Source organism: Roseateles sp., assembly GCF_031397715.1.
In the GTDB taxonomy this organism is placed as follows: domain Bacteria; phylum Pseudomonadota; class Gammaproteobacteria; order Burkholderiales; family Burkholderiaceae_C; genus Paucibacter_A.
Map to the genome: position 1 here is coordinate 33,694 of NZ_JANNMI010000454.1, position 23,485 is coordinate 57,178.

Genomic DNA, 23,485 nt, shown 5'->3' on the forward strand with positions numbered 1-23,485 from the left:
GCTCGCGCACCTCTACTGGATTCAATCTTGTCTTCACATACCCACTTTTTGGCCCGCATCCCGGCCGGCGCTGGCGCCTTGTTCTTCGTGCAGATGTTCGCCACGCTGGGCTATGCGGTGCTCTATTCCAGCCTGGTGCTGTACGCCACCAAGCATCTGGCCTTCAGCGCCGAGCAGGCGGCGATGATGATGGGCGTGTTCGGCGCCTTCAATTACGGCCTGCATTTGTTCGGCGGCTATCTGGGTGGGCGGTTCCTCAGCAACCGCAACCTGTTCGTCGGCGGCATGCTGCTGCAAGTGCTGGGTTGCGCCTCGATTGCGGGCGGCACCAGCGCCTTGCTTTACAGGGGGCTGGCGCTGTTCCTGGTCGGCAGCGGCCTCAATGTGACCTGCTTGAACATGATGCTGACCCAGCGCTTCGCGCCCGAGGACAGTCGCCGCGAGGGCGCCTTTTTATGGAACTACGCCGGCATGAATATCGGCTTCTTCATCGGCTTCACGATGGCCGGGCATTACCAGCTGAGCGAGAACTACCGCGGCCTGTTCATGTTTGCCACCGTTGGCGGCGTGCTGGCGATTGTGCTGGCGGCGATGTTCTGGAAGACCTTGGCCGACCTGGACACGCCGCTGCTGCTGGCCAGCCCGGCGCAGTTTCGGCTGCGCTTTGCTGTCGGTGTGGCGATCTTGCTGGGCCTGGTGCCGATTCTGTGGCTGCTGCTGCAGAACCCCAAGGACACCGGCCTGATGCTCAAGGGGATTTGCGCCTTGGTTGCGGCCGCCTTGGTCTACATCACCGTCAAACACCCCGACGCGCCCGAGCGCAAGCGCATGTGGGCCTATCTGATTCTGACCTTGGGCTCGCTGGTGTTTTGGTCGCTCTACCAGATGGCGCCGAGCGGCCTGCAGCTGTTTGCGGTCGGCAATGTGCGCCTGGAGTTGTTCGGTGTTGTGATCGCGCCGCAATGGGTGCAAAACATCAACACGCTGGTGATCGTGATCGGCGGGCCGCTGCTGGCCGGCTGGTTCGCCAGCCTGCGCGAACGTGGCTGGCCGGTTGACATTCCGCAGCAGTTCGCCGCCTCACTGGTGCTGATGGGCTTGGGCTTTCTGGCGCTGCCGCTGGGCATCGCGCTCGCCGACGCTCAGGGCCAAGTCGGCTTCGAATGGCTATTCACAAGTTATGTGTTGCAAAGCCTGGGCGAGCTGCTGATCGCGCCGGTCGGTTACGCGATGATCGGCCGCTTGGCGCCGCGCCAATACCAGGGCGTGATGATGGGCAGCTGGATGCTGGTGACCGGTCTGGCTTCGCTGTTCGCCGCCGATTTTTCCGGCCTGGTGGCGCAACCGGCCGACGGCACCGCCTTGATCAGCAACCCGGCCTATAGCGCGCTGTTCACGCAGCTGGGCGCGGGCAGCGTGGCGGTGGGCGTGGTGCTGGCGCTGCTGGTGCCGTTTTTGCGGCGGCTGATTTTGTCGCCCGTGCAGACTGCAGGGCGCAGCTAATTTATTTATCAAAACGGAGCTTGTCATGATCGAAATCCACCACCTGAACGAATCCCGCTCACGCCGCATCACCTGGATGTTGGAGGAGTTGGGCCAGCCCTACGAAGTGATCAGTTACCAGCGCGACGCGGTGACTCGCTTGGCGCCGCCCGAGCTGATGGCGATTCACCCGCTGGGCAAGGCGCCGGTGCTGCGCGACGGCGGACTGGTGATGATCGAGTCGGGCGCCATCATCGAGTATCTGGTGCGCCGCTATGGCAACGGCCGCTTCGCGCCGCTCGTCGGCACCCCGGACTACAACCGCTACAGCCAGTTCTTGCACTATGCCGAGGGCTCGGCGATGTTGCCGCTGATGCTCAAGCTCTATGTCGGGCGTTTGGGCGCGGGGGGCTTGGCGCTGCAGCCGCGCATCAGCAGCGAGTTGCAAAATCATCTGGGTTATCTGGAAGCCGAATTGGAAGGGCGGGATTACTTTGTCGGCGTTCAGCTCAGCGGCGCCGACGTGCAACTCTCCTTCGTGGCGCAGATCGCCGTCAAGGGCGCGCCGGCCGAGGCCTTCCCGAACTTGCGCCGTTTTGTGGCGATGCTGGAGGCGCGGCCCGCCTACAAAAAAGCGATTTTGCGCAGCGGCGCTTGAGCGGGCGAAGCAACTCAGGCCGGCAATTCTGCAGCTCGTCGCAGCCGGCTGGATGCCTGTTTGAGCGGGCGGCACAATCGCCGGCATTGACCGCTTCCACCCACTTTGCGCCCATGAAAACTCAAATCCAACGCCGCTCACTTGCCTGGCTGGCCACTTTGACCTTGCTGACCGCGCTGGGCTCGGCCCAGGCCGCGATCTTCAAGGACAAGGAACTCGACGCGCTCTCGGACGCGAACAAATTCGCCGAGCTGGAGCGACTGGCGCAGACGCGGCTGAAGGCCAGCCCGGCCGATGCCGAGGCCAGCGCAGCCTTGTCGCTGGCGCTCACGTCTTTGGATAGCGGCGACAAAAAGCGCGTCGAGGCCGGCGCAAGCCAAGCCAAGGCTTGCGTGGCGCAGCATCCAGCGGTGGCGGTGTGCCAGCTGGTCACGGCGCAAAGCCTGAATGTGCAGATGGGTGGCGCCGGCATGTTCAGGATGGCCTCGATGCTGGGCGACATCAAGACCGCGCTGATCCGCACGCTGGAGCTGGAGCCGAACATGGCAATGGCGCGCATCCAGTTGGCCAAGCTCTATTTGTTTGCGCCGGGCATGTTGGGCGGCAGCGTTGCCAAGGCGCGTGAGCTGGAGGCGGCGGTACATAACAGTCAGCCCGAGCAGGCCCGCATCATTCGCATCCACATCGCCGCCGAGGCCAAGAAGTGGGCCGAGATGGAGACCGAGCTGCTGGCGCTGAAGCCCGCCAAAGACACGACTTTGCTGGACGAAGCTCGCGGTGCCTATCTGCAGCTCGCCACCCATTATCTGAAGGACGCGAAGGACTTGAACAAGGCCCGGAGCTTGTTTGAGCAGTTGCAGCGCGAGCAGCCCGCGCAAGCGGCCGGCACCTATGGCTTGGCGCGCGTGCATGCCGAAATGGGCCAGAGCGATGAGGCGGTGCGCATGTTCGAACGCGCCAAAACGCTCGACGGTGCGGACGACTTGCCCGTCGACCACCGAATGGGCGACGCCTTGCTGGCCAAGGGCGACAAGGCGCAGGCCAAGGCCGCCTACGAGCGCTTTATTGCGAAGAAAAACACCAACCCCAATAACGTCGAAAGCGCACGCAAGAGTTTGGCCAAACTCTGAGTTGCAGTGGCGCTGTCACAAAAAATTCATCGATCTTCACTTGCTGACGTCATCACATGACGATATCGTTGGATCCCGAATTGGGGCTAGATGGGAGTCAGCTACTTGGACCTTCGTAAACTCGTTGCCCCGACGCTGGCCGCCGTCTTGTTCGCGGCCATCGGCGGCGGGATTTGGTACTCCAACACCCGCCTGGGCGCGCAACAGGCCATCGAGGCCTCGGCGCAAGCCAAGCAGGCGCAGCAGGTCGCGCTGCGCGGCTTGATCGGCTCCGAGAAAGAAGCCTTCTTTGCCGACGCGCGGGTGAAAAAAGCACTCGCCGTGCACGGCATCAGTGTGGTGGTGGAGAAGGCCGGCTCGCGCGAAATCGCCGGGCGCTTTGACCCCAAGCTTTACGACTTTGGCTTCCCGTCCGGCGCACCCGCCGCGCAGCAGCTCAAGGCCGCAGCCAAGGCGGCCAGCGTCTACAACCCTTTCTACACGCCGATCGTGTTCGCCAGTTGGCGGCCGATTGCCGAGATCTTGGTGGCCAATGGCATCGCGGCCAAGCAGGGTGATTTCTACTACGTTGTCGACCTGCCGGCCTTGATCGCCTTGATCGACAAGGGCGCGCGTTGGCGCGACTTGCGCAAGAGCGAAGCCTTCGCGACCGGCAAGGCTGTGCTGATCAACTCGACCGATGTGCGCACCTCGAATTCGGCCGCCATGTACCTGGCGCTGGCCAGTTATCTGGCCAATGAGCAGCAGATTGTGCAGAGCGCGGCGGAGGTCGACAAGGTGATGCCGACCGTGGCGCCGCTGTTTCTGCGCCAGGGTTTTCAGGAGCAAAGCTCGGCCGGGCCGTTTGAAGACTATCTGGCGCTGGGCATGGGCAAGGCGCCGCTGCTGGTGGCCTACGAGTCGCAGATGATCGAGTTCTGGCTCAAGAACCCCGAGCGCTTGAAGAGCGAGATGGTGCTGCTCTACCCGAAGCCGACGGTGTTTTCCAAGCATGTCCTGGTGCCCTACACGCCCGCTGGCATGCGCTTGGGTGAAGCGTTAGAGACCGACCCCAAGCTGCGCGAACTGGCGCATGAGTTTGGCTTTCGCACCGGCGGTGACGTCAAAGGCCCCGAGGCTTGGGCCAAACGCGGCATCAAGGCACCCGAGGTGCTGGTCGATGTGATTGACCCACCCAGTCACGAATGGCTCGAACGCATGATTCAAGGCGTCGAGAACAAGTTCAAGTAATTCCATTGATCGAGGTCAGCCCATGAGCAATTCCGCGCCCCAAACCAGCAGCACCGAGCTCGCACCGCCGAATTCCTTCGCGCTCGAAGCGCCGGCCGCCGTCTTGCCGATGGCGATCGAATCGGCCAGCGGCAAGGTGCGGCTGAAAGCCGACGACGTCACGCAGCTGGACAGCCAAGTGGCGCAGTTCATTGATGACATCAGCACACACGACAGCCAAGACCCCAAGTTCAAAGAGGCGCTGGAGCGTATCCATTCGATGGGCGTCAAGGATATCGAGGCCTCGGCCTCGGTGTCTAACCGCATGCTTGAGCGGCCGCTGGGCTCGCTGAAGAATGGTGGCTTCGACCAGGGTGCGCAGATCGGCCAATCGCTGATCGACCTGCGCCGCACGGTCGAGTCGCTGGATCCATCGCGCCAGGGAGATTTGTTCAGCGCCCGCAAGCTGCTGGGTTTTATTCCGCTGGGCAATAAGCTGGTCGACTACTTTGACCGCTACCAATCCTCGCAGGGCCATCTGAACGCCATCATCGAGGCGCTCAAGCGTGGCAAAGACGAGTTGCTGCGCGACAACGTGGCGATCGAGCAGGAGAAGGTCAATCTGTGGGGGTTGATGGAGCGGCTGGAGAAGTACCTGCATATCGGCAAGAAGCTCGACACCGAGCTCGACAACAAGGCCAGGCTGCTGGACGTCAGCGATCCCGAAAAGGCGCGCGTGGTGCGTGAGGAAATGCTGTTCTACACGCGCCAGAAGGTCACCGACCTGCTGACCCAGATGGCCGTCAATGTGCAGGGTTATCTGGCCTTGGATCTGATCCGCAAGAACAATCTGGAGCTGATGAAGGGCGTCGACCGGGCCACCACCACCACCGTCTCGGCGCTGCGCACGGCGGTCATCGTGGCGCAGGCGCTGAACAACCAAAAGCTGGTGCTGGATCAGATCAGCGCGCTCAACACCACCACCGGCAACTTGATCGCATCGACCAGCGAGATGCTGCGCGATCAAAGTGCCGCCATCCACCAGCAAGCGGCCTCCGGCACGATCGAGATCGCCAAGCTGCAGCAGGCATTCGCCAATATCTACCTGACCATGGACGCGATCGGCGACTTCAAGGTCAAGGCCTTGGACGCGATGCAGACCACCGTCAACACCTTGAGCGACGAGGTCGCCAAGAGCAAGAGCTATCTGGAACGCGCGCACAGCCAAGCGTCGGCTGCGGCGCTGCAGGCGCCGGGCGAGGTCAGACTGTGAGGCGCTGGGCGGCTGCTGCTTTTGCCGCCATAGCCGCTCTGGCGCTGCTGGGCTGTGGCAAGCGCGAGGTCAATGAGGCAGCGCCGGCAAAGCCCGCCCGCCCGGTCTTCAGCATCCTGGCGGGCTCCGAGCTGAAAGACCTTGAAGCGCCCATCGTGGCCGCAGCCGCAGCGGCCGGCGTTGAGATCAAGCTCAGCTATGCGGGCACGCTGGAGATCGTCGAGCGCATCAATGCCGGCGAGCAGTTCGATGCCATCCTGCCGGCCAACGGCGCCTACCCCGCCCTGGCGCTGAACAGCAAACCGCTGGCGCGCGAAAAGCTTTTCTACTCGCGCATCGCGCTGGGCGTCAAACCGGCCAAGCTCAAAAGCCTGGGCTGGGACAGCCAACCGCCCGGCTGGAACGAGATCGCCGCGGCCGCGGGTAGCAAGCAGCTGCGCTATGCGATGACCAATGCCAGCAGCTCCAACACGGGCATGAGCGCGCTGTTTGCGGTCGCCTCGGCCTCGGCCGGCAAGAGCGAAGATTTGGGCGTAGCGGATGTCAAGGCGGACGTGATCAAGGCCTTTTTGTCCGGCCAGAAGTTGACCGCCGGCAGCTCGGGCTGGCTGGCCGAGGCCTTTGTCAAGGCGCCGCAAGACCTCGACGCGATGATCAATTACGAGGCCGTGATCCTGCGCGCCAATGAGCGGCTGGCGCCGACCGACCGGCTCAGCCTGATCTACCCGCGCGACGGCATGATCTCGGCCGACTACCCGCTGATGCTGTTGAACGCCGACAAGCGCGAGCCCTACAACAGCTTGGTGGCCGCCCTCAAGGGCGTGCCCTTCCAGCGCGATGCGCTGGCGGCTGCATTTTTGCGGCCGGCCAACCCCGAGGTGAAGCCGGCTGCCGCTTTACCGATGGCGGCGGTGGCGGAGCTGTCATTCCCGAATCGCCTGGAGGTGATCGATGCGGTGTTGGCTAACTACCAAGCCGCATGGCGGCGGCCGGCGACGTCGATCTTTGTGCTGGACATCAGCGGCTCGATGAGCGGCGAGCGGATTGTCGCCATGCGCGAGGCGCTCAAGGTGCTGGCCGGTGCGGACGCCAGCACCGCCTCGGCCCGCTACGCCGCCTTTCAGGCGCGCGAACGGGTGGTCTTGATCGCCTTTGATGACAAGGTCGATGCGCCGCTGTGGGTGCGCTTTGAGGGCGGTGATCTGGAAGCCGCGCGGGCCATCATCCGCAGCCGCGCCGATGCGCTGTCACCGCGCGGTGGCACGGCGATCTTTTCCGCCTTGGCTGCGGCGCAGGCCCTGGCCCGCGAAGAACAGCAGCGCGATCCCGATCGCTTGGTCAGCATCGTGCTGCTGACTGACGGCGAGAACAACGCCGGCATCAGCTTTGAAGAGTTCAGCCAGCGCCATGGCGCCGGCGCGCCGACGCGGGTCTTCCCGATCCTGTTTGGCGAAGCCAATGTCAAGCAGATGCAGGCGCTGGCGGCGGCCACCGGCGGGCGCGAGTTTGACGCGCGCAAGGCCAGCCTGGCGCAGGTCTTCCGCGAAATTCGCGGCTACCAGTGAGCGCCTGAGACGGAGCCCGGCGCGTGGACAGGAGCTTGAAAATGCGTGCACTGCTGTTCCTCTACAGCAGCGCCAATATTGCCGGCTGTGCGCTGGCCTTGTTGGGGCCGGCACTGTTGTTTGCCGGCGTGATAGACAGCGGTTGGTTCTTGATCACGGCCGGGCTCTATGTCGGCGGCTGGCTGCTGGGGCGCCGGCCGCCAGCGCTGGAGCGCCATATCGAGCAGAGCCTGACGGTGGAGCAAACGCTGGCGCGGCTGGATGATTTGGTGGCGCGTGCGCGCCCGCATCTGGCGGATGAGATGCGCAGCAGTCTGGATGCGATCCGCATCTCCGTGGCCGAAGTGTTGCCGCGCCTGCTCGCGAGCAGCAGCGCCGGTAACGATTTATTTACCGTGCGCGAGACGGTGCTGAGCTATCTGCCCGAGACGCTGGCCAATTACGTCGCGCTGCCGCCGGCCTTTCGCGCCACCCATCTGTTGAGCGAGGGCAAGACCGCCAAGCAGTTGCTGGGCGAGCAGCTGGCCTTGCTCGACGCCAAGTTGAAGGAGGTGGTGGTCAACGTGGCCGGCAGTGACGCCAAGGCGCTGCTGGCGAACGGTGAGTTTTTACACGCCCGCTTCAACCGGCCCGATTTTTTGCAAACTTGAGCTCAGGCCATGCCGCGCACCATCATCGACATACCGACCGCGCAGATGCAGGAGGTTGATCGCCTGTGCAAACTGTTGAGCATCTCGCGCGCCGAGGCGGTGCGGCGCGCGCTGCGTGACTTCATCACCGGCCATGCCGAGGTCAATGGCGATGGGTTTGGGCTCTGGAAGGAGGTCAATCCCGCAGCTCAAACCAAAGTCAAGAGGTTGCGCCATGAACGCCCTGATTGATACCGCTTTGCTGATCGATTACCTGAAGGGCGAGCCGCAGGCGGCGGCGGCTCTGGACAACTGCACGCACCGGGCCATCAGCGTGGTCACCTGGCTGGAGGTGATGAGGCACTGCCCGCCCAAGCTGCAAGAGGCCACGCGTGCGTTTTTGCGCTCGTTCGAACGTTTGTCCATCAGCGAATCCATCGCCGATGAAGCCTTGAAGCTGGCCGGCGAGCATGCCGGCTTGGACCCGCAGCGGGCGCTGACCTGGGCCACCGCCACCGTCAACCAACTGGTGTTGGTGACCAGCGAGCCGATCGAGGGCGCGCAAGTCGGCCGGGGCGTCGCCGTGCCTTATATCGCCGAAGCTCCGCGGCGAATCACAGCCCCAGCCAAGGGCTGCGCGTGACCGATGCACCCAGCATTTAAGCCAGCAGCAGCAGCAGCGAGCCCAGATAGGCCAGCCAGTGGAAGCGCGGGCTGCCCATGGCCAGAGGGGCGATGACCGTGTAGGTGGTCCGGGGGCGTCGGCTGTGGTAGCGCTAGCGCCGCCAGCCGGCTTGGCGCGGTCAAGCCGCGATTGCCATGAGCCGGGCGGCAGCCCCGCGCCTGCAGCTTGCCCGCGAACAACGAGCCACCGGCATGGCAACGCTGTTATGAATATCAGGGCAGCCGTGACCTGCGTCACGAGCGACCGCCCGCACCCCTTTACTCAGGGGTATCCCTAGGCAGGGCGGGCGGAAAGAATGACGCTGTCGGCAATCGATACCCGCCGCAGCCTCACCACAACCAAGGAAATCCCAATGAAGAAGATCCTCATCTCCGCTTTGCTCGCTGCTCCTTTGCTGGCCTCGGCCGCAGGCAACCTGGTCACCAACGGTAGTTTTGAAGAGGTGAAGATCGGCCGCAGCGAGGGCTGGGACATCTTCAGCAATATCAATGGCTGGACTGGCGCTTCCAAAGGCATCGAAGTGCGCAAGAACGCCGTCGGCGACGCACTGGACGGCACGAATTTCGTCGAGCTGGACACCACCGGCAATAGCAGCATGTTCCAAGTTCTGGCCACAACGGCCGGCCAAAGTTACACGCTGAACTTCAGCTACGCCAACCGTATCAAGGTCGACGCAGCCAGCAACGGGCTGGACTGGAGCTTGGATGGCAGCACCTGGAATTCGCTGACGACGTCGGCCCGCAACAATACAAATCTGCATGACTGGCAGTCGTTCAGCACCAGCTTTGTGGCCACCGGCGCGACCAAGCTGTCCTTCCGCGCCAGCGGTGTGTCCGACCAACTGGGCAGCTCGCTGGACAATATCAGCGTCACCAGCGCGGTGCCCGAGCCACAAACTTACGCCTTGCTGTTGGCCGGCCTGGTGGCGGTCGGCTTGATGGCGCGGCGTCGCCAGCAGAACTGATTTGCCGTGCTGAGCCGGCCTTGCATTGAGGCCGGTCAATAGGGTGGTGCGAGTGGGTAGGGCGCTTCGATGAAGCGCCCTTGCTTTTTGCCCGCTACCACCATCGTCGGTGCCCCGTAGTTGGGTCAGCGTTGCTGCCAGTCGCCCAGACCTGCCAGCCAGGTCGCGGCGGACTGTTGCAGCCAGCTTGCCGCCTGTGGGTTGGCGCGCAGGTGTTGGTTCAAAAATGCGATGCTGATGTGCTCAATCGCGACGCCGGCCTCCTGGTTGCCCTTGTCCAGCAGCAGAGGCGGCGGCGCGGCACTCATGACGGCCTGATGTTGGCCCGGCCCATGGCTGCTTCGGCTTGCCGCACCCTTGATGCCGCGCTGGCTGGCCGGCTCATTGGGGGACTCCGCCATGCCGGCCGCGCCGGCCAGCGCGGCGTGGCTGGGGCTGTTCAAGAGCAGCAGGGATTTGTTTGAATTGGCGGGCACGGCATCAAAGAAGCGGGTGCGCTCGGCGGCCGAGTCGAGCACGCCGGTGAGGTCGGCGGCGCGCCGCGAGTTGATCGCCAGCAGCGGCAACCGGGGCGGCATGCTCGCCAGCAATGGCTCGGCCTGCATGCGCGATAGGCCGGCTGGGCTCAGCATGATCACCGCCCGCGCCTGACCGGCGGCAATCGGCGTCAGGCGGGCGCCCCAGACCATTGCGGTGGCGGCGCCCAGGTCGTAGCCGATCACCGCGAGGCGGTCCAGATCAACTCTTGCCCACGGGGCGTCGCCGCTGGCGGCGCGCAATCTGGCCTCGGCGAGCACGCCTTCCAGCATGCGCAGCCGGGCCGTCAGCAGCGGCGCCTGGCTGTGCTGCAGCGCCAAGGCCTTGAAGTCGGCTTGCCGGGCCAGCGCCGAGGACCAGGCGTTGGCATCGCCCTCCAGCGCCTGAAAACTCAGCACGGCGTAGCCTGCGCGGGCCCAGGCATAACGCCAATGTGCACCGGCTTGGGCCGATTCGCCCAGGCCGGGCAAATAGACCAACAAGGGCAAGCTGGCGGAACCGCCCACGGGCGTCAGCAGCGTGACCGGCAGCGGGTCGCCCTTGACGACCCATTGCTGCGACACGGTCGCGAGTGGCTGGCCGGCTGGGTCCGCCTGATGCGCGGCGCCTGGGTAGCCGCGTGCCGCCAGATCCAGGGCGCGCTGCTGGGCGGCCGAGGCATCCTGGCGCGGTGCATAGGGCGCTTGATGGTGGCGAGAACCGGCGCAGCCGAGCAGGCCGAAGGTGCAGGCGACGAGCAGGGTCAGACTTGATCGGTGTTGGGGCATCACTCGCTCAGGGCTTTCGATGATGGGTTGCCGGCCGCGCTGACGCGCACGGCGGTGACCTTGAAGCCGGGAATTTTTCCCGTCGGGTCCAGCGCACTGCCGGTCAAAACGTTGGCCGCTGCTTCCCAATAACAAAAGGGCAGGAAGACCTGACCCCGGCGCACCTCGGGGCTGATTTGCAACTGGGCCTGCAGCTCGCCGTGACGCGAGGCCATGCGGATGGGCTGGCCCTCATGCAGACGCAGCGCGGCGGCGTCCTCGGCATGCATGCTCAGCAAGGGCTCGGGCGACAAGGCGTCCAGCACCTCGGCACGGCGGGTCATCGCGCCGGTATGCCAATGCTCCAGCACGCGACCGGTGCCGAGCACCAGCGGGTAGTCGAGGTCGGGCTGCTCGGGGCCGGGCATGAAGCTGGCCGGCACCAGCTGCGCACGGCCGCTCGGTGTCGGAAAACTCTGCTCGAAGAGGATGGCGTGGCCGGGTTCACCCTCAAGCGGGGCCGGCGTCACCACCGCTTCTTCACGCCGCAGGCGCGCCCAAGGCACGCCGGCCAGCGGCGCCATCACCGCGCGCATTTCTTCAAACACGCGAGCGGTCGGTGCCTCGGCCGCCAGGTGACCTGCGCCGTCCGCGGCCTGCCAGTAGTGCCAGCCCAGGCCGATGCGGCGCGCCAATTGCTCGATGATCCACAGGTCTTGGCGCGCCTGACCCGGCGGCTGCAAGGCTGGGCGCCCCAGCTGAATCAGCCGGTCGGTGTTGGTGTAGCTGCCCCATTTCTCCAGCTGCGCCGAGGCCGGCAGAATCACGTCCGCCAGCAGCGCGGTTTCGGTGGCGAAGATGTCTTGCACGACCAGATGCTGCAGTCTTGCTAAGGCCGCACGCGCATGGTCAAGGTCGGGGTCGGACATGGCCGGGTTCTCGCCCTCGATGAACATGCCCTTGATGCGGCCTGCATAGGCGGCGTGGATGATCTCCACCACAGTCAGGCCGGCTTGCGCATCCAGCGGCGAGGCCCACAGCGCCTCGAAATGCTCGCGCACCTCAAGGACCGCGACACGCTGGTAATTGGGCAGCATCATCGGGATCAGGCCGGCGTCCGAGGCGCCCTGCACATTGTTCTGGCCACGCAGCGGATGCAGGCCGCAGCCGGGTCGGCCGATCTGGCCGGTGATCATCGCGAGCGCGATCAGGCAGCGCGCGTTGTCGGTGCCATGCACATGCTGGCTGATACCCATGCCCCAGAAAATCATCGCGCTTTTTGCGCCGGCATAACGCCGCGCCACAGCGCGCAGCAGGTCGGGCTCAATGCCGCAGATCTCGCTCATGCGTTCGGGCGTGCACTCGGCCACTGCAGCTTTCAAGGCCTCATAACCGTTGACCCGAGCGGCAACGAAGTCGGGGTCGGTCAGGCCCTCGGCAATGATCACATGCAGCAGAGCGTTCAGCAGCGCCACATCGGTGTCGGGGCGGAAGGCCAGGTGGTGGGTGGCGAAACGCGCCATCGGTGCGCGCCGTGGGTCGGCGACGATCAGCGTGGCACCGGCCTTCACAGCGTTCTTGATGAAGGAGGCGGCGACGGGATGGTTGGCGCTGGGGTTGGCGCCAATCAGCAAGATGAGCTCGGCGTGCTGCGCATCCAGCACCGGGTTGCTGACCGAACCGGAGCCCAGGCCTTCCAGCAGTGCGGCGACCGAGCTGGCATGGCACAGGCGGGTGCAATGGTCGACGTTATTGGTCTGAAAGCCTTGGCGAATGAGCTTTTGGAACAGATAGGCTTCTTCGTTGCTGCCCTTGGCGGAGCCGAAGCCGGCCAGCGGGCGGGCCGCGCCGACGGCATGGCTGTCGCGCAATTGGCGCAAGCCGGCGGCGGCGAAGTCCAGCGCCTCGTCCCAGCTCGCTTCGCGGAACAGCGCGCTCAAGGCCAACTCACCGCGCCGAACCCTGCCTATGTCGGCGGGGTCTTTGGCCACGCCTTCGCGGCGGATCAAGGGCGTGGTCAGACGCTGATCGCTGCTCACATAGTCGAAGCCATAGCGGCCCTTGACGCACAGGCGACCTTGGTTGGCCGGCCCATCGCGGCCGATCGCTTCGAGCACCTTGTTGCCCTTGACCCGGTAGCTGAGCTGGCAGCCGACGCCGCAATAGGGGCAGACCGAATCAACGATCGCATCGGCGGCCTGTAGCGCGGCGCCATTGGCCGGCGTCAACGCCCCCGTCGGGCAGGCTTGCACGCATTCGCCGCAGGCGACGCAGGAGCTCTGGCCCAGCGCCTCGTCGGCGTCGAAGCTGATGCGGGTGGCCGCGCCCCAGCCGGCCACACCCAGCACATCATTGACCTGTTCGTCGCGGCAGGCGCGCACACAGCGCATGCATTGGATGCAGGCATCGAGTTGCACGCTGATGGCGGGGTGGCTGCGGTCGGGCGGCGGCGGCGCTGGCCGCGTGAAGCGCGGCTGGCCGACGCCCATGGCCTCGCACCATTGCGTCAGTTCGGAGTTCAGCGTGTGGGCTAGATCCGGCGCCTTGGCGGCCAGCAGCTCCAACACCAGGCGCTGGCTGCGCTGTACGCGGGGACTGTTCAGGCTGACCGCCATGCCCTCGCGTGGCTGGCGGCAGCATGAGGCGGCCAAGGCGCGTTCGCCGCTGATCTCGACCACGCAGGCGCGGCAGTTGCCGGCCGGCTTGAGGCCGTCTTGGTGGCACAGCGTCGGGATGCTCAGGCCGCGGCGCCGGGCGGCGCTCAGAATCGTCTCGCCGGCTTGAGCCTGTATCTCATGGCCGTCTATTTTGAACGTTATCTCATCCATTCACGAACTCTTGCGGGAAATAGCGCATCGCACAGCGCAAGGGATTGGGCGCGGCTTGGCCGAGGCCGCAGATCGAGGCGTCGGCCATCACCGTCGCCAGATCCTCCAGCAGCGCATGGTCCCAGACCGGCTGACGCATCAACTCGACGGCGCGTTGCGTGCCTTCGCGGCAAGGCACGCATTGGCCGCAGCTCTCGTGCTCGAAGAACTCCATCGCGTTCAGCGCCAGGGCTCGCGCGCTGTCTTGGTCTGAGAACACGATCACCGCCGCCGAGCCGATAAAGCATTCATGCACCTGCAAGGTGTCGAAGTCCAATGGCGCATTCGCATGGCTGGCCGGCAGCATGCCGCCCGAAGCTCCCCCGGGGAAGTAACCATACAGCCGATGGCCAGTCAACATACCGCCACCGTATTCATCGATCAACTCCTGCGCGGTGATGCCGGCAGGTGCTAGGTAGACGCCGGGTTGGTTGACCCGACCCGACAAGGAGAACGAGCGCAGCCCCTTACGGCCATTGCGGCCTTGCTTTGCGAACCAGTCAGCACCGCGCTCCAGGATGACCCGCACCCAATGCAGCGACTCGATATTGTGTTGCAGGGTGGGGCGCCCAAACAGGCCGCGCTCGGCCACATAGGGCGGGCGCTGGCGCGGCCAGCCGCGTTTGCCTTCGATCGATTCGATCATCGCCGACTCTTCACCGCAGATATAGGCGCCGGCGCCGCGCCGCAGCTCAATCAGCGGCAGGCCGCTGCGCGCCGCTTGCAGCGCGGCAATCTCTTTGCTCAAAACTTGCCGCAGCGCATGGTATTCGTCGCGCAGATAGACATAAATGGCCTCGGCGCCGACGCAATGCGCGGCGATCAACATGCCCTCTAGAAACAGCTGCGGTTCGCGCTCCAGGTAGTAGCGGTCCTTGAAAGTGCCGGGCTCACCCTCGTCGATATTGACGGCCATCAGCCGGGGTGCCGGCTGCGCACGCACGATGGACCATTTGCGCCCGAGCGGAAAGCCGGCGCCGCCCAAGCCCCGCAGGCCGGAGGCGCTGAGCGTGTGGATGGTCTCGTCAACGGTGCGCGCACCGCTCAATAACTCGTCAAGCACGCGGTAGCCACCTTGCGCCAGATAGTCGGCCAGCGGCCGGTGCTGCGGGCGAATATCCTGGGTCAAACCTTGCTGCAGCAGTTGCAAGGTCGCGCTCGCGGTGGCGTGGCCCAGCGGGCGTTGGCCGATGACAGCCACCGGCGCCTGCTCGCAGCGGCCCACGCAGGGCACCTCGATCACGCGCACGCCGCTCTGTGCGGCCAGCCGGGTGCGCAGCTCGGCGTTCAAGGCGGCGCTGCCGGCGATGGCGCAGCTGAGCGAGTTGCAGACGCGCACGGTCAGCGCGGGCGGTGCTTCGCCGCCCTCATAGACGATGTCGAAATGGTGATAAAAACTCGCCACCTCATGCACCTCGGCCTGCGAGAGCCGCATCTCCTCGGCCAGCGCGGCCAGCATGTCGACGCTCAGATGGCCCTGCGCGTCTTGGATGCGGTGCAGATGTTCGATCAACAAGTCGCGCCGGTGCGGCTGGTTTCCCAGTAAATCGCGCACCGCTCCAATGGCAGCAGGGCTGGCTTGGCGGCCCCGCAGGCCGCCGCCTTTGGCGGGGCGGCGAGAGGCTTCGCTGTGGATGGGGATAACGGCTTGCATGGCGGCATTGTGCCGGGTGAATTGACGACCATCAGCAAGGAAAGGCGCTGCGATACTGAGTAGATTACAAGGAGTTTCAGACATGGAGACATTGACGATTGCGGTCGACGCGCGCGGCGCGGCCCACATCACCATGACGCGGCCGGAGGTGTTCAACGCCTTCAATGAACTGATGATCGCGGAGTTGACCCAGGCGGTTCAGCATTGCCGCGCCGACCCCGGCGTGCGCGTGATCGTGCTGGCCGGCGCCGGCAAGGCCTTCAGCGCCGGCGCCGATATTGACTGGATGCGCCGCGCGGCAGCCGCCTCCGAAGCCGCCAATCTGGCCGACGCCCGGCGTTTCGCCGCGCTGCTGCAGCAACTGGCCGAATGCCCCAAACCGACGTTGGCGCGCATCCACGGCCTGGCCCTGGGCGGTGGCGTCGGCCTGGCCTGCGCCTGTGATATCGCGGTCGCCAGCAGCGAGGCCAAGTTCGCCGTCAGCGAGGCCAGATTCGGCATTCTGCCGGCTGTCATCGGCCCCTATGTGGTCAACGCGGTCGGCACGCGGCAGGCGCGGCGCCTGGCGCTAACGGCCAACCGTATCGGTGCGGGCGAGGCCTTGCAGATCGGCCTGCTGCACCAGGTGGTGGCGCCGGCCGAATTGGACGCGGCCATCGATCGCTGGGTCAGCGACTTGCTGGCCGGCGGCCCGCGGGCGCAGGCCGAGATCAAGGCGCTGTTCGCGCAGCTGCAGGTCGGCCCGGTGACCGAGCCGGTGCGGGAGTTGACGGCGCAGACGATCGCGCGCGTGCGCAGCAGCGACGAGGCGCGCGAAGGCTTTGCCGCCTTTGTGGCCAAGCGTCCGGCGGCTTGGAGTCCGCTATGACCGGATCGGCTGAATGGGCGGTAGCGGCCGCCGCGCCGGCGCTGATTGGCGTGGTCGGCGCCGGCATCATGGGGGCGGGCATCGCCCAGGTGGCCGCGCAGGCCGGTCATGCGGTGCTGCTGTTGGATTTGCGCGAGGGCGCGGCGGCGGCGGCGATTGCCCAGACGGCCAAGGCGCTGGACGGGTTGGTGGCCAAGGGCAGGATGGCTGCTCAGGAGCGCGCGGCGCTGCTGGCGCGAATTCAGCCCGCTACAAGCTTGGCCGACTTGAAGGACGCGGCCCTGGTGATCGAGGTCATCGTCGAGAAACTGGAGCCGAAGCAGGCGCTGTTGCGCGAGCTGGACGCGCTGCTGTCCGCGAGCGCCATCATCGCCAGCAATACCTCGTCGATCAGCGTGACCGCGCTGGCCAATGGTATGGCCAACCCGGGCCGCCTGGTCGGCATGCATTTCTTCAACCCGGTGCCGCTGATGAAGCTGGTCGAGGTGGTTTCGGGTGCCGAAACCCAGGCCGACGTGGCGGCAGTGATCGAGGCCCTGGCGCGGCGCTGGGGCAAGACGCCGGTGCATGCCAGGTCGACGCCGGGCTTTATCGTCAACCGCATCGCCCGGCCTTTTTACGCCGAGGCGCTGGCCTTGTTGCAGGAGCAGGCCGGCAGCGCGGCGCAAATTGACCGCGCCTTGCGCGCTGCGGGCTTTCGCATGGGTCCGTGCGAGCTGATGGACCTGATCGGCCATGACACCAATTTTCTGGTCACGCAGTCGGTCTTCGAGGCCAATTTTGGCGACAAGCGCTACAGCCCCTCACTGGTGCAGAAGGACCTGGTCGACGGCGGGCGGCTGGGTCGCAAAACGGGCAAGGGGTTTTATATCGGCTTGCCCGAGCCGGTGCCGGCGCTGGCTGAGCCGAGTGACGAGCTGGCGCCGATTGGCGTGGTCGGGCGCGGCGCGCTGGCCGATCGGTTGGCTGCTTGCTTGACGCTGAAAGGCCTGGCCTTCACGCGCGGGGAGTCGGCCGACTGGAATGGCTTGGTGATCGGCCATGTTCATGTGCATCTGAGTCGCGGTGTCACGGCGGCGCAGTTGGCGGCCGAATGGCAGCATCCGGAAACGGCCGTGATGGACTGGCCGCTGGCGCCCGACCGCATCGATGCCTTGGCGCTGAGCTTTGCGCCCCGTGTCAGCGCGGCGGGCATGGCGGCGGTTGAGGATGTGTGGCTGGCCCTGGGCTGGCAGCCCTTGCGCCTGCGCGATGTGCCCGGGCTGGCGGTCGCGCGGACGGTCGCCATGCTGGTCAACGAGGGCTGCGATGCGGTGTGGCAGGGCGTTTGCGACGAGGCCGCGGCGGACCTGGCCTGCAAGCTCGGCGTCAACTATCCGGCCGGGCCGTTTGAATGGCTGAACCAAGCCGGTGCCGAGGCCGTGGTGGCCTTGCTGGACGGTTTGTTCCTGGCCTACCGCAGCGAGCGCTACCGCGTCAGCCCCTTGCTGCAGCAGCGGCGCTGGGCTGATTTGGCGACTTAAAGCAGCATGCGCAGATGCGCTTGCGCCTGCAACAGCGCGGGCAGGCATTGCTCAAGCAATTGATCCATGCTCATGCGTGAAGCATGGGCGGTGATGCTGATGGCGGCGACCACCTCGCCGCCATAGTTTCTCAACGGTACCGCGACGGTGCGCAGGCCGAGTTGCAGCTCTTGATCAATGCAGGCATAGCCGAGCACGCGGGCACGCGCGATTTCGTTGTTCAGGCGCTCGGGCTGCGTGATGGTGTTTGGCGTCAGCGCGGTGAGTTGCTGGCGGCCAATCCAGGCCGCGAGTTCGAGCGGCGGCAGGGCCGCCAACATAACCCGGCCCGTGCCTGAACAATGGGCCGGCACGCGCAGGCCCGGCTGCAAGGCGGGCGACACCAGGCGGCCCGAGTTGGTGGCGGCGATGCAGATCACATCGTTGCCGTCCAGCACGCCGGCCGAGCTGGCTTCCTTCAAGGCAAAGGCCAGCTTGTGCAGTTCGGGCTCGACGATGCGCGGCAATCTGGCCGAATGCATATAGCTCTGCCCCAGCCGCAGAACCCGCGGCGTCAGCGCGAACATCTTGCGGTCATGGGTGACGAAGCCCAGGTGCGACAAGGTCAGCAAGTAACGCCGGGCGGCCGCACGCGTCAGGCCGGTGCGCACGGCAACTTCGCTGATGGTCAGCCGCGGGCGCTCTTGGTCAAAGGCTTCAATCACGGCCAGGCCTTTTTCAAGCCCGGCGACGAGGTCGCGTTTGAGCGGGCCGGCGGCGGTCTGTTGAGTCCCTGCCGATGCGGCTGCATCACCGCCGGCGACGGGGTAGTCAAGGTCATCGAAATTGCGGGCAGCTGACATGGTCGGGAGAGCGTGTACTTCTCAGGACTTGCGCAAAATTGTTCAAGCCTGCCCAAGCCTGCCCGCCGCGACAAGGCTTAAGGAGTCGTCACTTGGGCCATGCGCGGGGCTCAAGGCCAGTGGATCGGGGTAATTTTGCGTAAGTCCAATTTCTGAAAGAAAGCCCCGGCGCCATGAAGCGGCAGAGCGCTGCTGATGCGCCAATAGAAGCGTTGGATCGGCAACTTTTCTAGTGGAATCTCCGTTGATATATCGGCGCTGTACGCCAAAAAATCCAAACGAGTATGCCATGCGAAGGCCCAGCCGCCGGTCATGCTGTCTGGATTAAACGGGAGCAATTCTCATTTGCTTGTGCGTTTTAGTCATCGCTGGCGGCGCGCTTCAAACCCGTTCAATGATGACGGCAATACCCTGACCGACGCCGATGCACATGGTGCACAAGGCATAACGCCCGCCGCTGCGCTGCAGCTGATTGACGGCGGTGGTGACCAAGCGCGCACCACTGGCGCCCAGAGGATGACCCAGCGCGATGGCGCCGCCGTTGGGGTTGACGCGGGCGTCGTCGTCGGCAAGCCCGAGCTGACGCAACACGGCCAGACCTTGGGCGGCAAAGGCCTCGTTGAGTTCGATCACATCCATCTGCGCCAGGCTCAGACCGGTCATGGCCAGCACGCGCTGGCTGGCCGGCGCCGGGCCGATGCCCATGATGCGCGGCGCCACACCGGCGCAGGCCATGCCGACCACTCTGGCGCGTGGGGTCAGGCCATTTTTCGCGGCCGCAGATTCGCTCGCCAGCAACAGGGCGCAGGCGCCGTCGTTGACGCCCGAAGCGTTGCCCGCGGTCACCGTGCCGTCCGGGCGCACGATGGGTTTGAGCTTGGCCAGGGCCTCGAGGCTGGTTTCGCGGGGATGTTCGTCGCGTGTGACGCTGATTGCTTCGCCCTTTTTCTGCGCGATCAACACCGGGGTGATCTCGGCCGTGAAATAGCCGGCCTGTTGCGCCGCCACCGCCTTGATCTGGCTGCGCAAGGCCATCAGGTCCTGGTCGGCGCGGCTGATGGCAAAGTCACTGGCGACGTTTTCGGCCGTTTCAGGCATCGAGTCAACGCCGTATTGCTGCTTCATCAGTGGGTTGACAAAGCGCCAGCCTATGGTGGTGTCGTAGACCGCCTGGCTGCGCGAAAAGGCCGCTTCGGCTTTGGGGCTAACAAACGGGGCCCGGCTCATGCTCTCGACCCCGCCGGCCAGCATCAGGCCCGCTTCGCCGGCGCGAATGGCACGCGCGGCCGAGCCGATCGCGTCCATGCCGGACCCGCACAAGCGGTTGATGGTGGCGCCGGGCAAGCCGATCGGCAGGCCGGCCAACAGCGCCGACATGCGCGCAACGTTGCGGTTGTCCTCGCCGGCCTGGTTGGCGCAACCGTAAAGCAGGTCGCTGACGGCCTCCCAGTCAACGCCGGGGTTGCGGGCCATCAGCGCGCGCAGCGGGATCGCACCCAGGTCGTCCGCCCGCACCGAGGACAAGGCGCCACCGTAGCGCCCGAATGGGGTGCGCACGGCGTCGCAAATATAGGCATGCTGGGTCATGAGGTTTCCTGGATGGGGCTGAATTTATGCACGTAAACGAGTAGGCGGAGCGGGGCGCTGGCTGTGTGACTATATATAGTGGGCCGGGCTAGCGTTAGGGCCATATTCAGGCGGACTCGACGCGTGCCAATCGACTGTGCTGTGCGGGCTTTGGCGGGCGTGACAATTCGCACGGGAATTTCTGCCATTGGAGCTTCAGGCACCGAATACTCGCTGAACGACTAAAGTTTTAATCATCGCGTGCCGAAGCTTGACCCGAGGGCGCCTCAACGAATAGGCGTAGGAAAAATATGAAGGACATTAGCGCCGATCCATTGATCGATGTCAGTCAGTTGAAGGTGGGGATGTTTATCCACCTGGATCTGGGCTGGATGGCTCATCCATTCCCGCTCAGCAGCTTCAAGCTCGCCAGCGAGGAGCAGTTGCTGATCTTGCGCCGCCTGGGCTTGAGTCAGGTGCGGTGGAGCCCGGGCAAGAGCGAGCTGCAGATGGATGCGACGCCGTTGCCGCTGCCGACGGTCGCGGCGTTTGATTTGTCGGCAGTCTCCAGTGAGGAGCTGGCCCGCGAGTCGCATCGGCGTGCGTTGGCGGCGGAGCGGGCGGCCTTGCAGCTGTGCGAGCGCCAACACAGCGAAGCGGCCGCCGCGTTTCGAGCGGTGATGGAGCTGGTGCCCAAGGATCCGCGCAGCGGCCGTGAACAGAGCACCGCCTTGGCAGCGGCCTTGTTGGACAAGATGTTGATCGAGGGCGATTTGAATATTCGCCTGCTGAATGAGGGCGCGGGTGACCGCAGCACCGCGCATGCCTTGAATGTGTCCATTATTTCGCTGCTGCTCGGGCGCGCTTTTGGCCTCAACCGCGACGAGATGCTCGACCTCGGCGTCGGTGCGCTGCTGCATGATGTGGGCAAGTTGGCGGTGGTGGCGCGGCTGCGCCACCGTGAGGACGGTTTTACCGGCCCGGAAGTGCAGATGTACCAGCAGCATGTCGCCAAAGGGGTGGCGATTGCGCAAGGCATGGGCCTCTCGCCCGGCCCGTTGCTGATCATTGCCCAGCACCACGAGAACGCTGACGGCAGCGGTTTCCCGCAGCGCATCAATATGGACAAGATGAGCGCCGGGGCCCGCATCGTGGCGCTGGTGAATCGCTTCGACGGCCTGTGCAATCCCTTGCTGGCCTCCAAGGCGATGACGCCGCACGAGGCGCTGTCCCTGATGTTCGCGCAGGGCCGCAACCGTTTCGACGCCACCATGTTGAATGCCTTCATCCGCATGATGGGCGTCTACCCACCGGGTTCGGCGGTGCAACTGACCGATGACCGGTATGCGCTGGTGGTGTCCGTCAACTCCTCGCGGCCGCTCAAACCCCGCGTGATGGTGCACGACCCCAAGGTGCCGCGCGAGGAGGCCTTGGTGCTCAGTTTGGAAGCCCAGCCCGACCTGGGTATTCGCCGCAGCATCAAGGCGCAGCAATTGCCGCGTGCGGCGATGGACTACTTAAGCCCGCGCGCACGCGTCGCTTACTTCTTTGAGCCTGTGGGTGCGGGCATGGCGTCGGAGTTGGCGGCGTGACGGTTCCCAGGCTGCATTTGGCGCCCCCATTGGCCCCCATCGAACCCTATGCCGCCCTGTTGGACGGGCTGCTGGACTGCGCATGGTTGGTTGATGGGGCGAGCCGCTGCATCCTGGCAGTGAACAAGCTGGCCCACCAGATGCTGGGCCTGAGGCCTGAGCAGTTGATCGGCCAGGCGGTCGAGTCGCTGGTCAGCACGCCCGAGGACGCGGTGTTCTGGATGGAGGCGGCCGGCAGTACCGCGGCCAGTTTGAATTCGGACACCCTGATGCGGCATGCCGACGGGCAGATGCTCTGGGTCACCCGCCGCATCAGCTATATCGCCCCGAATGTCCAGCTCGGGGGCGCGGGCTTGAGCGGCTATTGGTTGGTGGTGATCCGCGACCAGAGTCGGCAGCGCCAGAGCGAGGAGGAGCGCGAGGCCTTGGTGGCTGAGTTGCAGGCGACGCTGGAGTCGACGGCCGACGGCATCTTGGTCACCGACCTGGCCGGGCGCATGCGCTCATTCAACCGGCGCTTTGCGTCGCTGTGGGGCATTCCCGCCGATTTGCTGCAGGAGCGCAACGACGAGGCGGTGCAGACCTGGATGCGCCGCAGCGTGCTGGACAGCAAGGTCTATGCGCAGCGCCTGAGCGCGATCGAAGACGCGCCCTTGCTGCAAAGCAGCGATGTGATCGCGTTGACGGATGGCCGGGTGCTGGAGCGCGTGTCCTTGCCGCAGTTCAGCCGCGGCCGGGCGGTCGGGCGGGTCTATTCCTTCCGCGATCTGAGTGAAAAACTCGCCGCCAGCCAGCGCATCGAGGAATTGGCGCATTCCGATATGTTGACCGGCCTGCCGAACCGGCGCGCACTGGCCGAGCGGGTCGACTACGCGCAGGCCGTCGCCCGGCGTGAAAGCGTGCCCTTTGCCTTGCTCAGCGTTGACCTTGATCGGTTTCAGCAAATCAATGACACCCTCGGGCATTCCTACGGTGACCGGGTGTTGAAGGAGGTGGCCGAGCGCCTGAAGAGTTGCTTGCGTGAGGTGGATACCGTGGCGCGGCTGGGCGGCGACGAGTTCGCCTTGCTGATTCACCAGGCCGATGCGCGTGGCGCCGAAAACGCGGCGCGCCGGGTGCAGGACGCGATGTCCCGGCCGTTCAGCTTCGATACGCTCAGCTTCACCGTCACCTGCAGCACCGGCATTGCGCTGTTTCCGGGCGACGGTGGCACGGCCGACGAGTTGATGGCCAGCGCCGAGCGGGCCATGCATTGGGTCAAGGAGAGTGGCCGCGGCACCTTCCACTTCCATTTGCCGCGCAAGGACGTGGACTTGCTGTCACGGATGCGCCTCGACCATGCCATGCGGCAGGCCTTGCAAGAGGGCCAATTCCGCCTGCACTATCAGCCGCAAATTGCCTTGGGCAGCGGCCGGGTCATCGGCGCCGAGGCCTTGATCCGCTGGCGCGACCCGCTGCGCGGCGAGATTTCGCCCGGCGAGTTCATTCCGGTGGCGGAGGAGAGCGGCTTTATCGTCGCCATCGGCGAATGGGTGCTGCGCCAGGCGGTCGAGCAGGCGGCCAGCTGGTCGCGTCAGGGCCGGGCCATGCCGGTGGCGGTCAATGTGTCGGCGCTGCAGTTCCAGCAGAGCCAGTTTGTCGACACGGTGGCGGCGGTGTTGAAGTCCTCGGGCCTGCCGCCCGAGCTGCTTGAGC

At 65.3% G+C, this 23,485-nt stretch carries 20 protein-coding genes; 14 read left to right on the forward strand and 6 right to left on the reverse strand.

The window, feature by feature from the left end:
* Positions 1–27: 27 nt before the first annotated feature.
* From RMO57_RS20150 to RMO57_RS20195, 10 genes are all read left to right on the forward strand, one after another.
* Positions 28–1,503 carry an oligopeptide:H+ symporter gene (locus RMO57_RS20150; RefSeq protein ID WP_310389705.1) on the forward strand — a complete coding sequence of 492 codons (1,476 nt, stop codon included), beginning with the start codon at positions 28–30 and terminating at the stop codon, positions 1,501–1,503.
* A gap of 25 nt (positions 1,504–1,528) precedes the next feature.
* A complete protein-coding gene (locus tag RMO57_RS20155; protein ID WP_310389707.1) occupies positions 1,529–2,140 on the forward strand; it encodes a glutathione S-transferase in 612 nt (203 codons plus the stop codon).
* Positions 2,141–2,253: 113 nt separating this feature from the next.
* Positions 2,254–3,270 (forward strand): tetratricopeptide repeat protein, encoded by a 1,017-nt coding sequence (locus tag RMO57_RS20160; RefSeq protein ID WP_310389708.1) that lies wholly within the window; start codon positions 2,254–2,256, stop codon positions 3,268–3,270.
* A 105-nt stretch (positions 3,271–3,375) separates the two neighbouring features.
* Complete coding sequence (locus RMO57_RS20165; protein WP_310389710.1) at positions 3,376–4,500, forward strand: hypothetical protein; 1,125 nt, start codon at positions 3,376–3,378, stop codon at positions 4,498–4,500.
* Between the two features lie 22 nt (positions 4,501–4,522).
* Positions 4,523–5,752, forward strand: coding sequence for a toxic anion resistance protein (locus RMO57_RS20170; RefSeq protein ID WP_310389712.1), 1,230 nt, complete (start codon positions 4,523–4,525; stop codon positions 5,750–5,752).
* Entirely contained in the window at positions 5,749–7,317 is a 1,569-nt protein-coding gene (locus RMO57_RS20175; RefSeq protein WP_310389713.1) for a vWA domain-containing protein, read from the forward strand. Before RMO57_RS20170 ends, RMO57_RS20175 begins: the two co-directional genes overlap by 4 nt.
* A gap of 41 nt (positions 7,318–7,358) precedes the next feature.
* Positions 7,359–7,967 (forward strand): hypothetical protein, encoded by a 609-nt coding sequence (locus tag RMO57_RS20180; protein WP_310389715.1) that lies wholly within the window; start codon positions 7,359–7,361, stop codon positions 7,965–7,967.
* A gap of 9 nt (positions 7,968–7,976) precedes the next feature.
* Positions 7,977–8,198, forward strand: coding sequence for a ribbon-helix-helix protein, CopG family (locus RMO57_RS20185; protein ID WP_310389717.1), 222 nt, complete (start codon positions 7,977–7,979; stop codon positions 8,196–8,198).
* On the forward strand, positions 8,182–8,589 hold the full coding sequence (locus RMO57_RS20190) for a PIN domain-containing protein (RefSeq protein WP_310389719.1): 408 nt from the start codon (positions 8,182–8,184) through the stop codon (positions 8,587–8,589). Before RMO57_RS20185 ends, RMO57_RS20190 begins: the two co-directional genes overlap by 17 nt.
* A gap of 394 nt (positions 8,590–8,983) precedes the next feature.
* Entirely contained in the window at positions 8,984–9,595 is a 612-nt protein-coding gene (locus tag RMO57_RS20195; RefSeq protein ID WP_310389721.1) for a PEP-CTERM sorting domain-containing protein, read from the forward strand.
* 125 nt (positions 9,596–9,720) lie between these two features.
* Here the strand turns inward: RMO57_RS20195 and RMO57_RS20200 are convergent, their stop codons facing one another.
* Genes RMO57_RS20200 through RMO57_RS20210 form a run of 3 tightly spaced genes read right to left on the reverse strand, consistent with a single transcriptional unit; the run spans position 9,721 to position 15,399 of the window.
* Positions 9,721–10,899: a hypothetical protein gene (locus RMO57_RS20200; RefSeq protein WP_310389723.1), complete on the reverse strand. Its 1,179-nt coding sequence runs from the start codon at positions 10,897–10,899 to the stop codon at positions 9,721–9,723.
* Positions 10,899–13,706: a formate dehydrogenase subunit alpha gene (fdhF, locus tag RMO57_RS20205; RefSeq protein WP_310389724.1), complete on the reverse strand. Its 2,808-nt coding sequence runs from the start codon at positions 13,704–13,706 to the stop codon at positions 10,899–10,901. Before fdhF ends, RMO57_RS20200 begins: the two co-directional genes overlap by 1 nt.
* A complete protein-coding gene (locus RMO57_RS20210) occupies positions 13,699–15,399 on the reverse strand; it encodes an NAD(P)H-dependent oxidoreductase subunit E (protein ID WP_310389726.1) in 1,701 nt (566 codons plus the stop codon). Before RMO57_RS20210 ends, fdhF begins: the two co-directional genes overlap by 8 nt.
* Positions 15,400–15,481: 82 nt before the next feature.
* Here RMO57_RS20210 and RMO57_RS20215 point away from each other — a divergent pair, with 82 nt between their 5' ends.
* Together RMO57_RS20215 and RMO57_RS20220 are read left to right on the forward strand one after the other, a co-directional pair.
* Complete coding sequence (locus RMO57_RS20215; RefSeq protein ID WP_310389727.1) at positions 15,482–16,267, forward strand: enoyl-CoA hydratase-related protein; 786 nt, start codon at positions 15,482–15,484, stop codon at positions 16,265–16,267.
* Positions 16,264–17,790 (forward strand): 3-hydroxyacyl-CoA dehydrogenase, encoded by a 1,527-nt coding sequence (locus RMO57_RS20220; RefSeq protein ID WP_310389729.1) that lies wholly within the window; start codon positions 16,264–16,266, stop codon positions 17,788–17,790. Before RMO57_RS20215 ends, RMO57_RS20220 begins: the two co-directional genes overlap by 4 nt.
* On the opposite strand, the gene RMO57_RS20225 is transcribed toward RMO57_RS20220, so the two are convergent.
* The 3 genes from RMO57_RS20225 to pcaF all read right to left on the reverse strand — a co-directional run bounded on the left by RMO57_RS20225 (position 17,787) and on the right by pcaF (position 20,219).
* Positions 17,787–18,632, reverse strand: coding sequence for an IclR family transcriptional regulator domain-containing protein (locus RMO57_RS20225; protein ID WP_310389732.1), 846 nt, complete (start codon positions 18,630–18,632; stop codon positions 17,787–17,789). The genes RMO57_RS20220 and RMO57_RS20225 overlap by 4 nt on opposite strands.
* 110 nt (positions 18,633–18,742) lie before the next feature.
* Positions 18,743–18,946 carry a hypothetical protein gene (locus RMO57_RS20230; RefSeq protein WP_310389734.1) on the reverse strand — a complete coding sequence of 68 codons (204 nt, stop codon included), beginning with the start codon at positions 18,944–18,946 and terminating at the stop codon, positions 18,743–18,745.
* 67 nt (positions 18,947–19,013) lie between these two features.
* On the reverse strand, positions 19,014–20,219 hold the full coding sequence (gene pcaF, locus RMO57_RS20235) for a 3-oxoadipyl-CoA thiolase (RefSeq protein WP_310389736.1): 1,206 nt from the start codon (positions 20,217–20,219) through the stop codon (positions 19,014–19,016).
* Between the two features lie 290 nt (positions 20,220–20,509).
* On the opposite strand from pcaF, the gene RMO57_RS20240 reads away from it, so the two are divergent.
* Positions 20,510–21,790 carry an HD-GYP domain-containing protein gene (locus RMO57_RS20240; protein WP_310389738.1) on the forward strand — a complete coding sequence of 427 codons (1,281 nt, stop codon included), beginning with the start codon at positions 20,510–20,512 and terminating at the stop codon, positions 21,788–21,790.
* Positions 21,791–21,819: 29 nt separating this feature from the next.
* Positions 21,820–23,485 (forward strand): putative bifunctional diguanylate cyclase/phosphodiesterase (locus RMO57_RS20245; RefSeq protein ID WP_310389740.1); only part of this gene is annotated, 1,666 nt, incomplete at its 3' end.

Bases quoted from the DNA above. Each gene is read 5' to 3' on its own strand.
- fdhF (WP_310389724.1), bottom strand. From the start codon at position 13,706: ATGGATGAGATAACGTTCAAAATAGACGGCCATGAGATACAGGCTCAA.
- RMO57_RS20195 (WP_310389721.1), top strand. From the start codon at position 8,984: ATGAAGAAGATCCTCATCTCCGCTTTGCTCGCTGCTCCTTTGCTGGCC.
- pcaF (WP_310389736.1), bottom strand. From the start codon at position 20,219: ATGACCCAGCATGCCTATATTTGCGACGCCGTGCGCACCCCATTCGGG.
- RMO57_RS20225 (WP_310389732.1), bottom strand. From the start codon at position 18,632: ATGTCAGCTGCCCGCAATTTCGATGACCTTGACTACCCCGTCGCCGGC.
- RMO57_RS20215 (WP_310389727.1), top strand. From the start codon at position 15,482: ATGGAGACATTGACGATTGCGGTCGACGCGCGCGGCGCGGCCCACATC.
- RMO57_RS20180 (WP_310389715.1), top strand. From the start codon at position 7,359: ATGCGTGCACTGCTGTTCCTCTACAGCAGCGCCAATATTGCCGGCTGT.
- RMO57_RS20160 (WP_310389708.1), top strand. From the start codon at position 2,254: ATGAAAACTCAAATCCAACGCCGCTCACTTGCCTGGCTGGCCACTTTG.
- RMO57_RS20240 (WP_310389738.1), top strand. From the start codon at position 20,510: ATGAAGGACATTAGCGCCGATCCATTGATCGATGTCAGTCAGTTGAAG.
- RMO57_RS20200 (WP_310389723.1), bottom strand. From the start codon at position 10,899: ATGCCCCAACACCGATCAAGTCTGACCCTGCTCGTCGCCTGCACCTTC.
- RMO57_RS20155 (WP_310389707.1), top strand. From the start codon at position 1,529: ATGATCGAAATCCACCACCTGAACGAATCCCGCTCACGCCGCATCACC.
- RMO57_RS20210 (WP_310389726.1), bottom strand. From the start codon at position 15,399: ATGCAAGCCGTTATCCCCATCCACAGCGAAGCCTCTCGCCGCCCCGCC.
- RMO57_RS20170 (WP_310389712.1), top strand. From the start codon at position 4,523: ATGAGCAATTCCGCGCCCCAAACCAGCAGCACCGAGCTCGCACCGCCG.
- RMO57_RS20220 (WP_310389729.1), top strand. From the start codon at position 16,264: ATGACCGGATCGGCTGAATGGGCGGTAGCGGCCGCCGCGCCGGCGCTG.
- RMO57_RS20185 (WP_310389717.1), top strand. From the start codon at position 7,977: ATGCCGCGCACCATCATCGACATACCGACCGCGCAGATGCAGGAGGTT.
- RMO57_RS20230 (WP_310389734.1), bottom strand. From the start codon at position 18,946: ATGACCGGCGGCTGGGCCTTCGCATGGCATACTCGTTTGGATTTTTTG.
- RMO57_RS20190 (WP_310389719.1), top strand. From the start codon at position 8,182: ATGAACGCCCTGATTGATACCGCTTTGCTGATCGATTACCTGAAGGGC.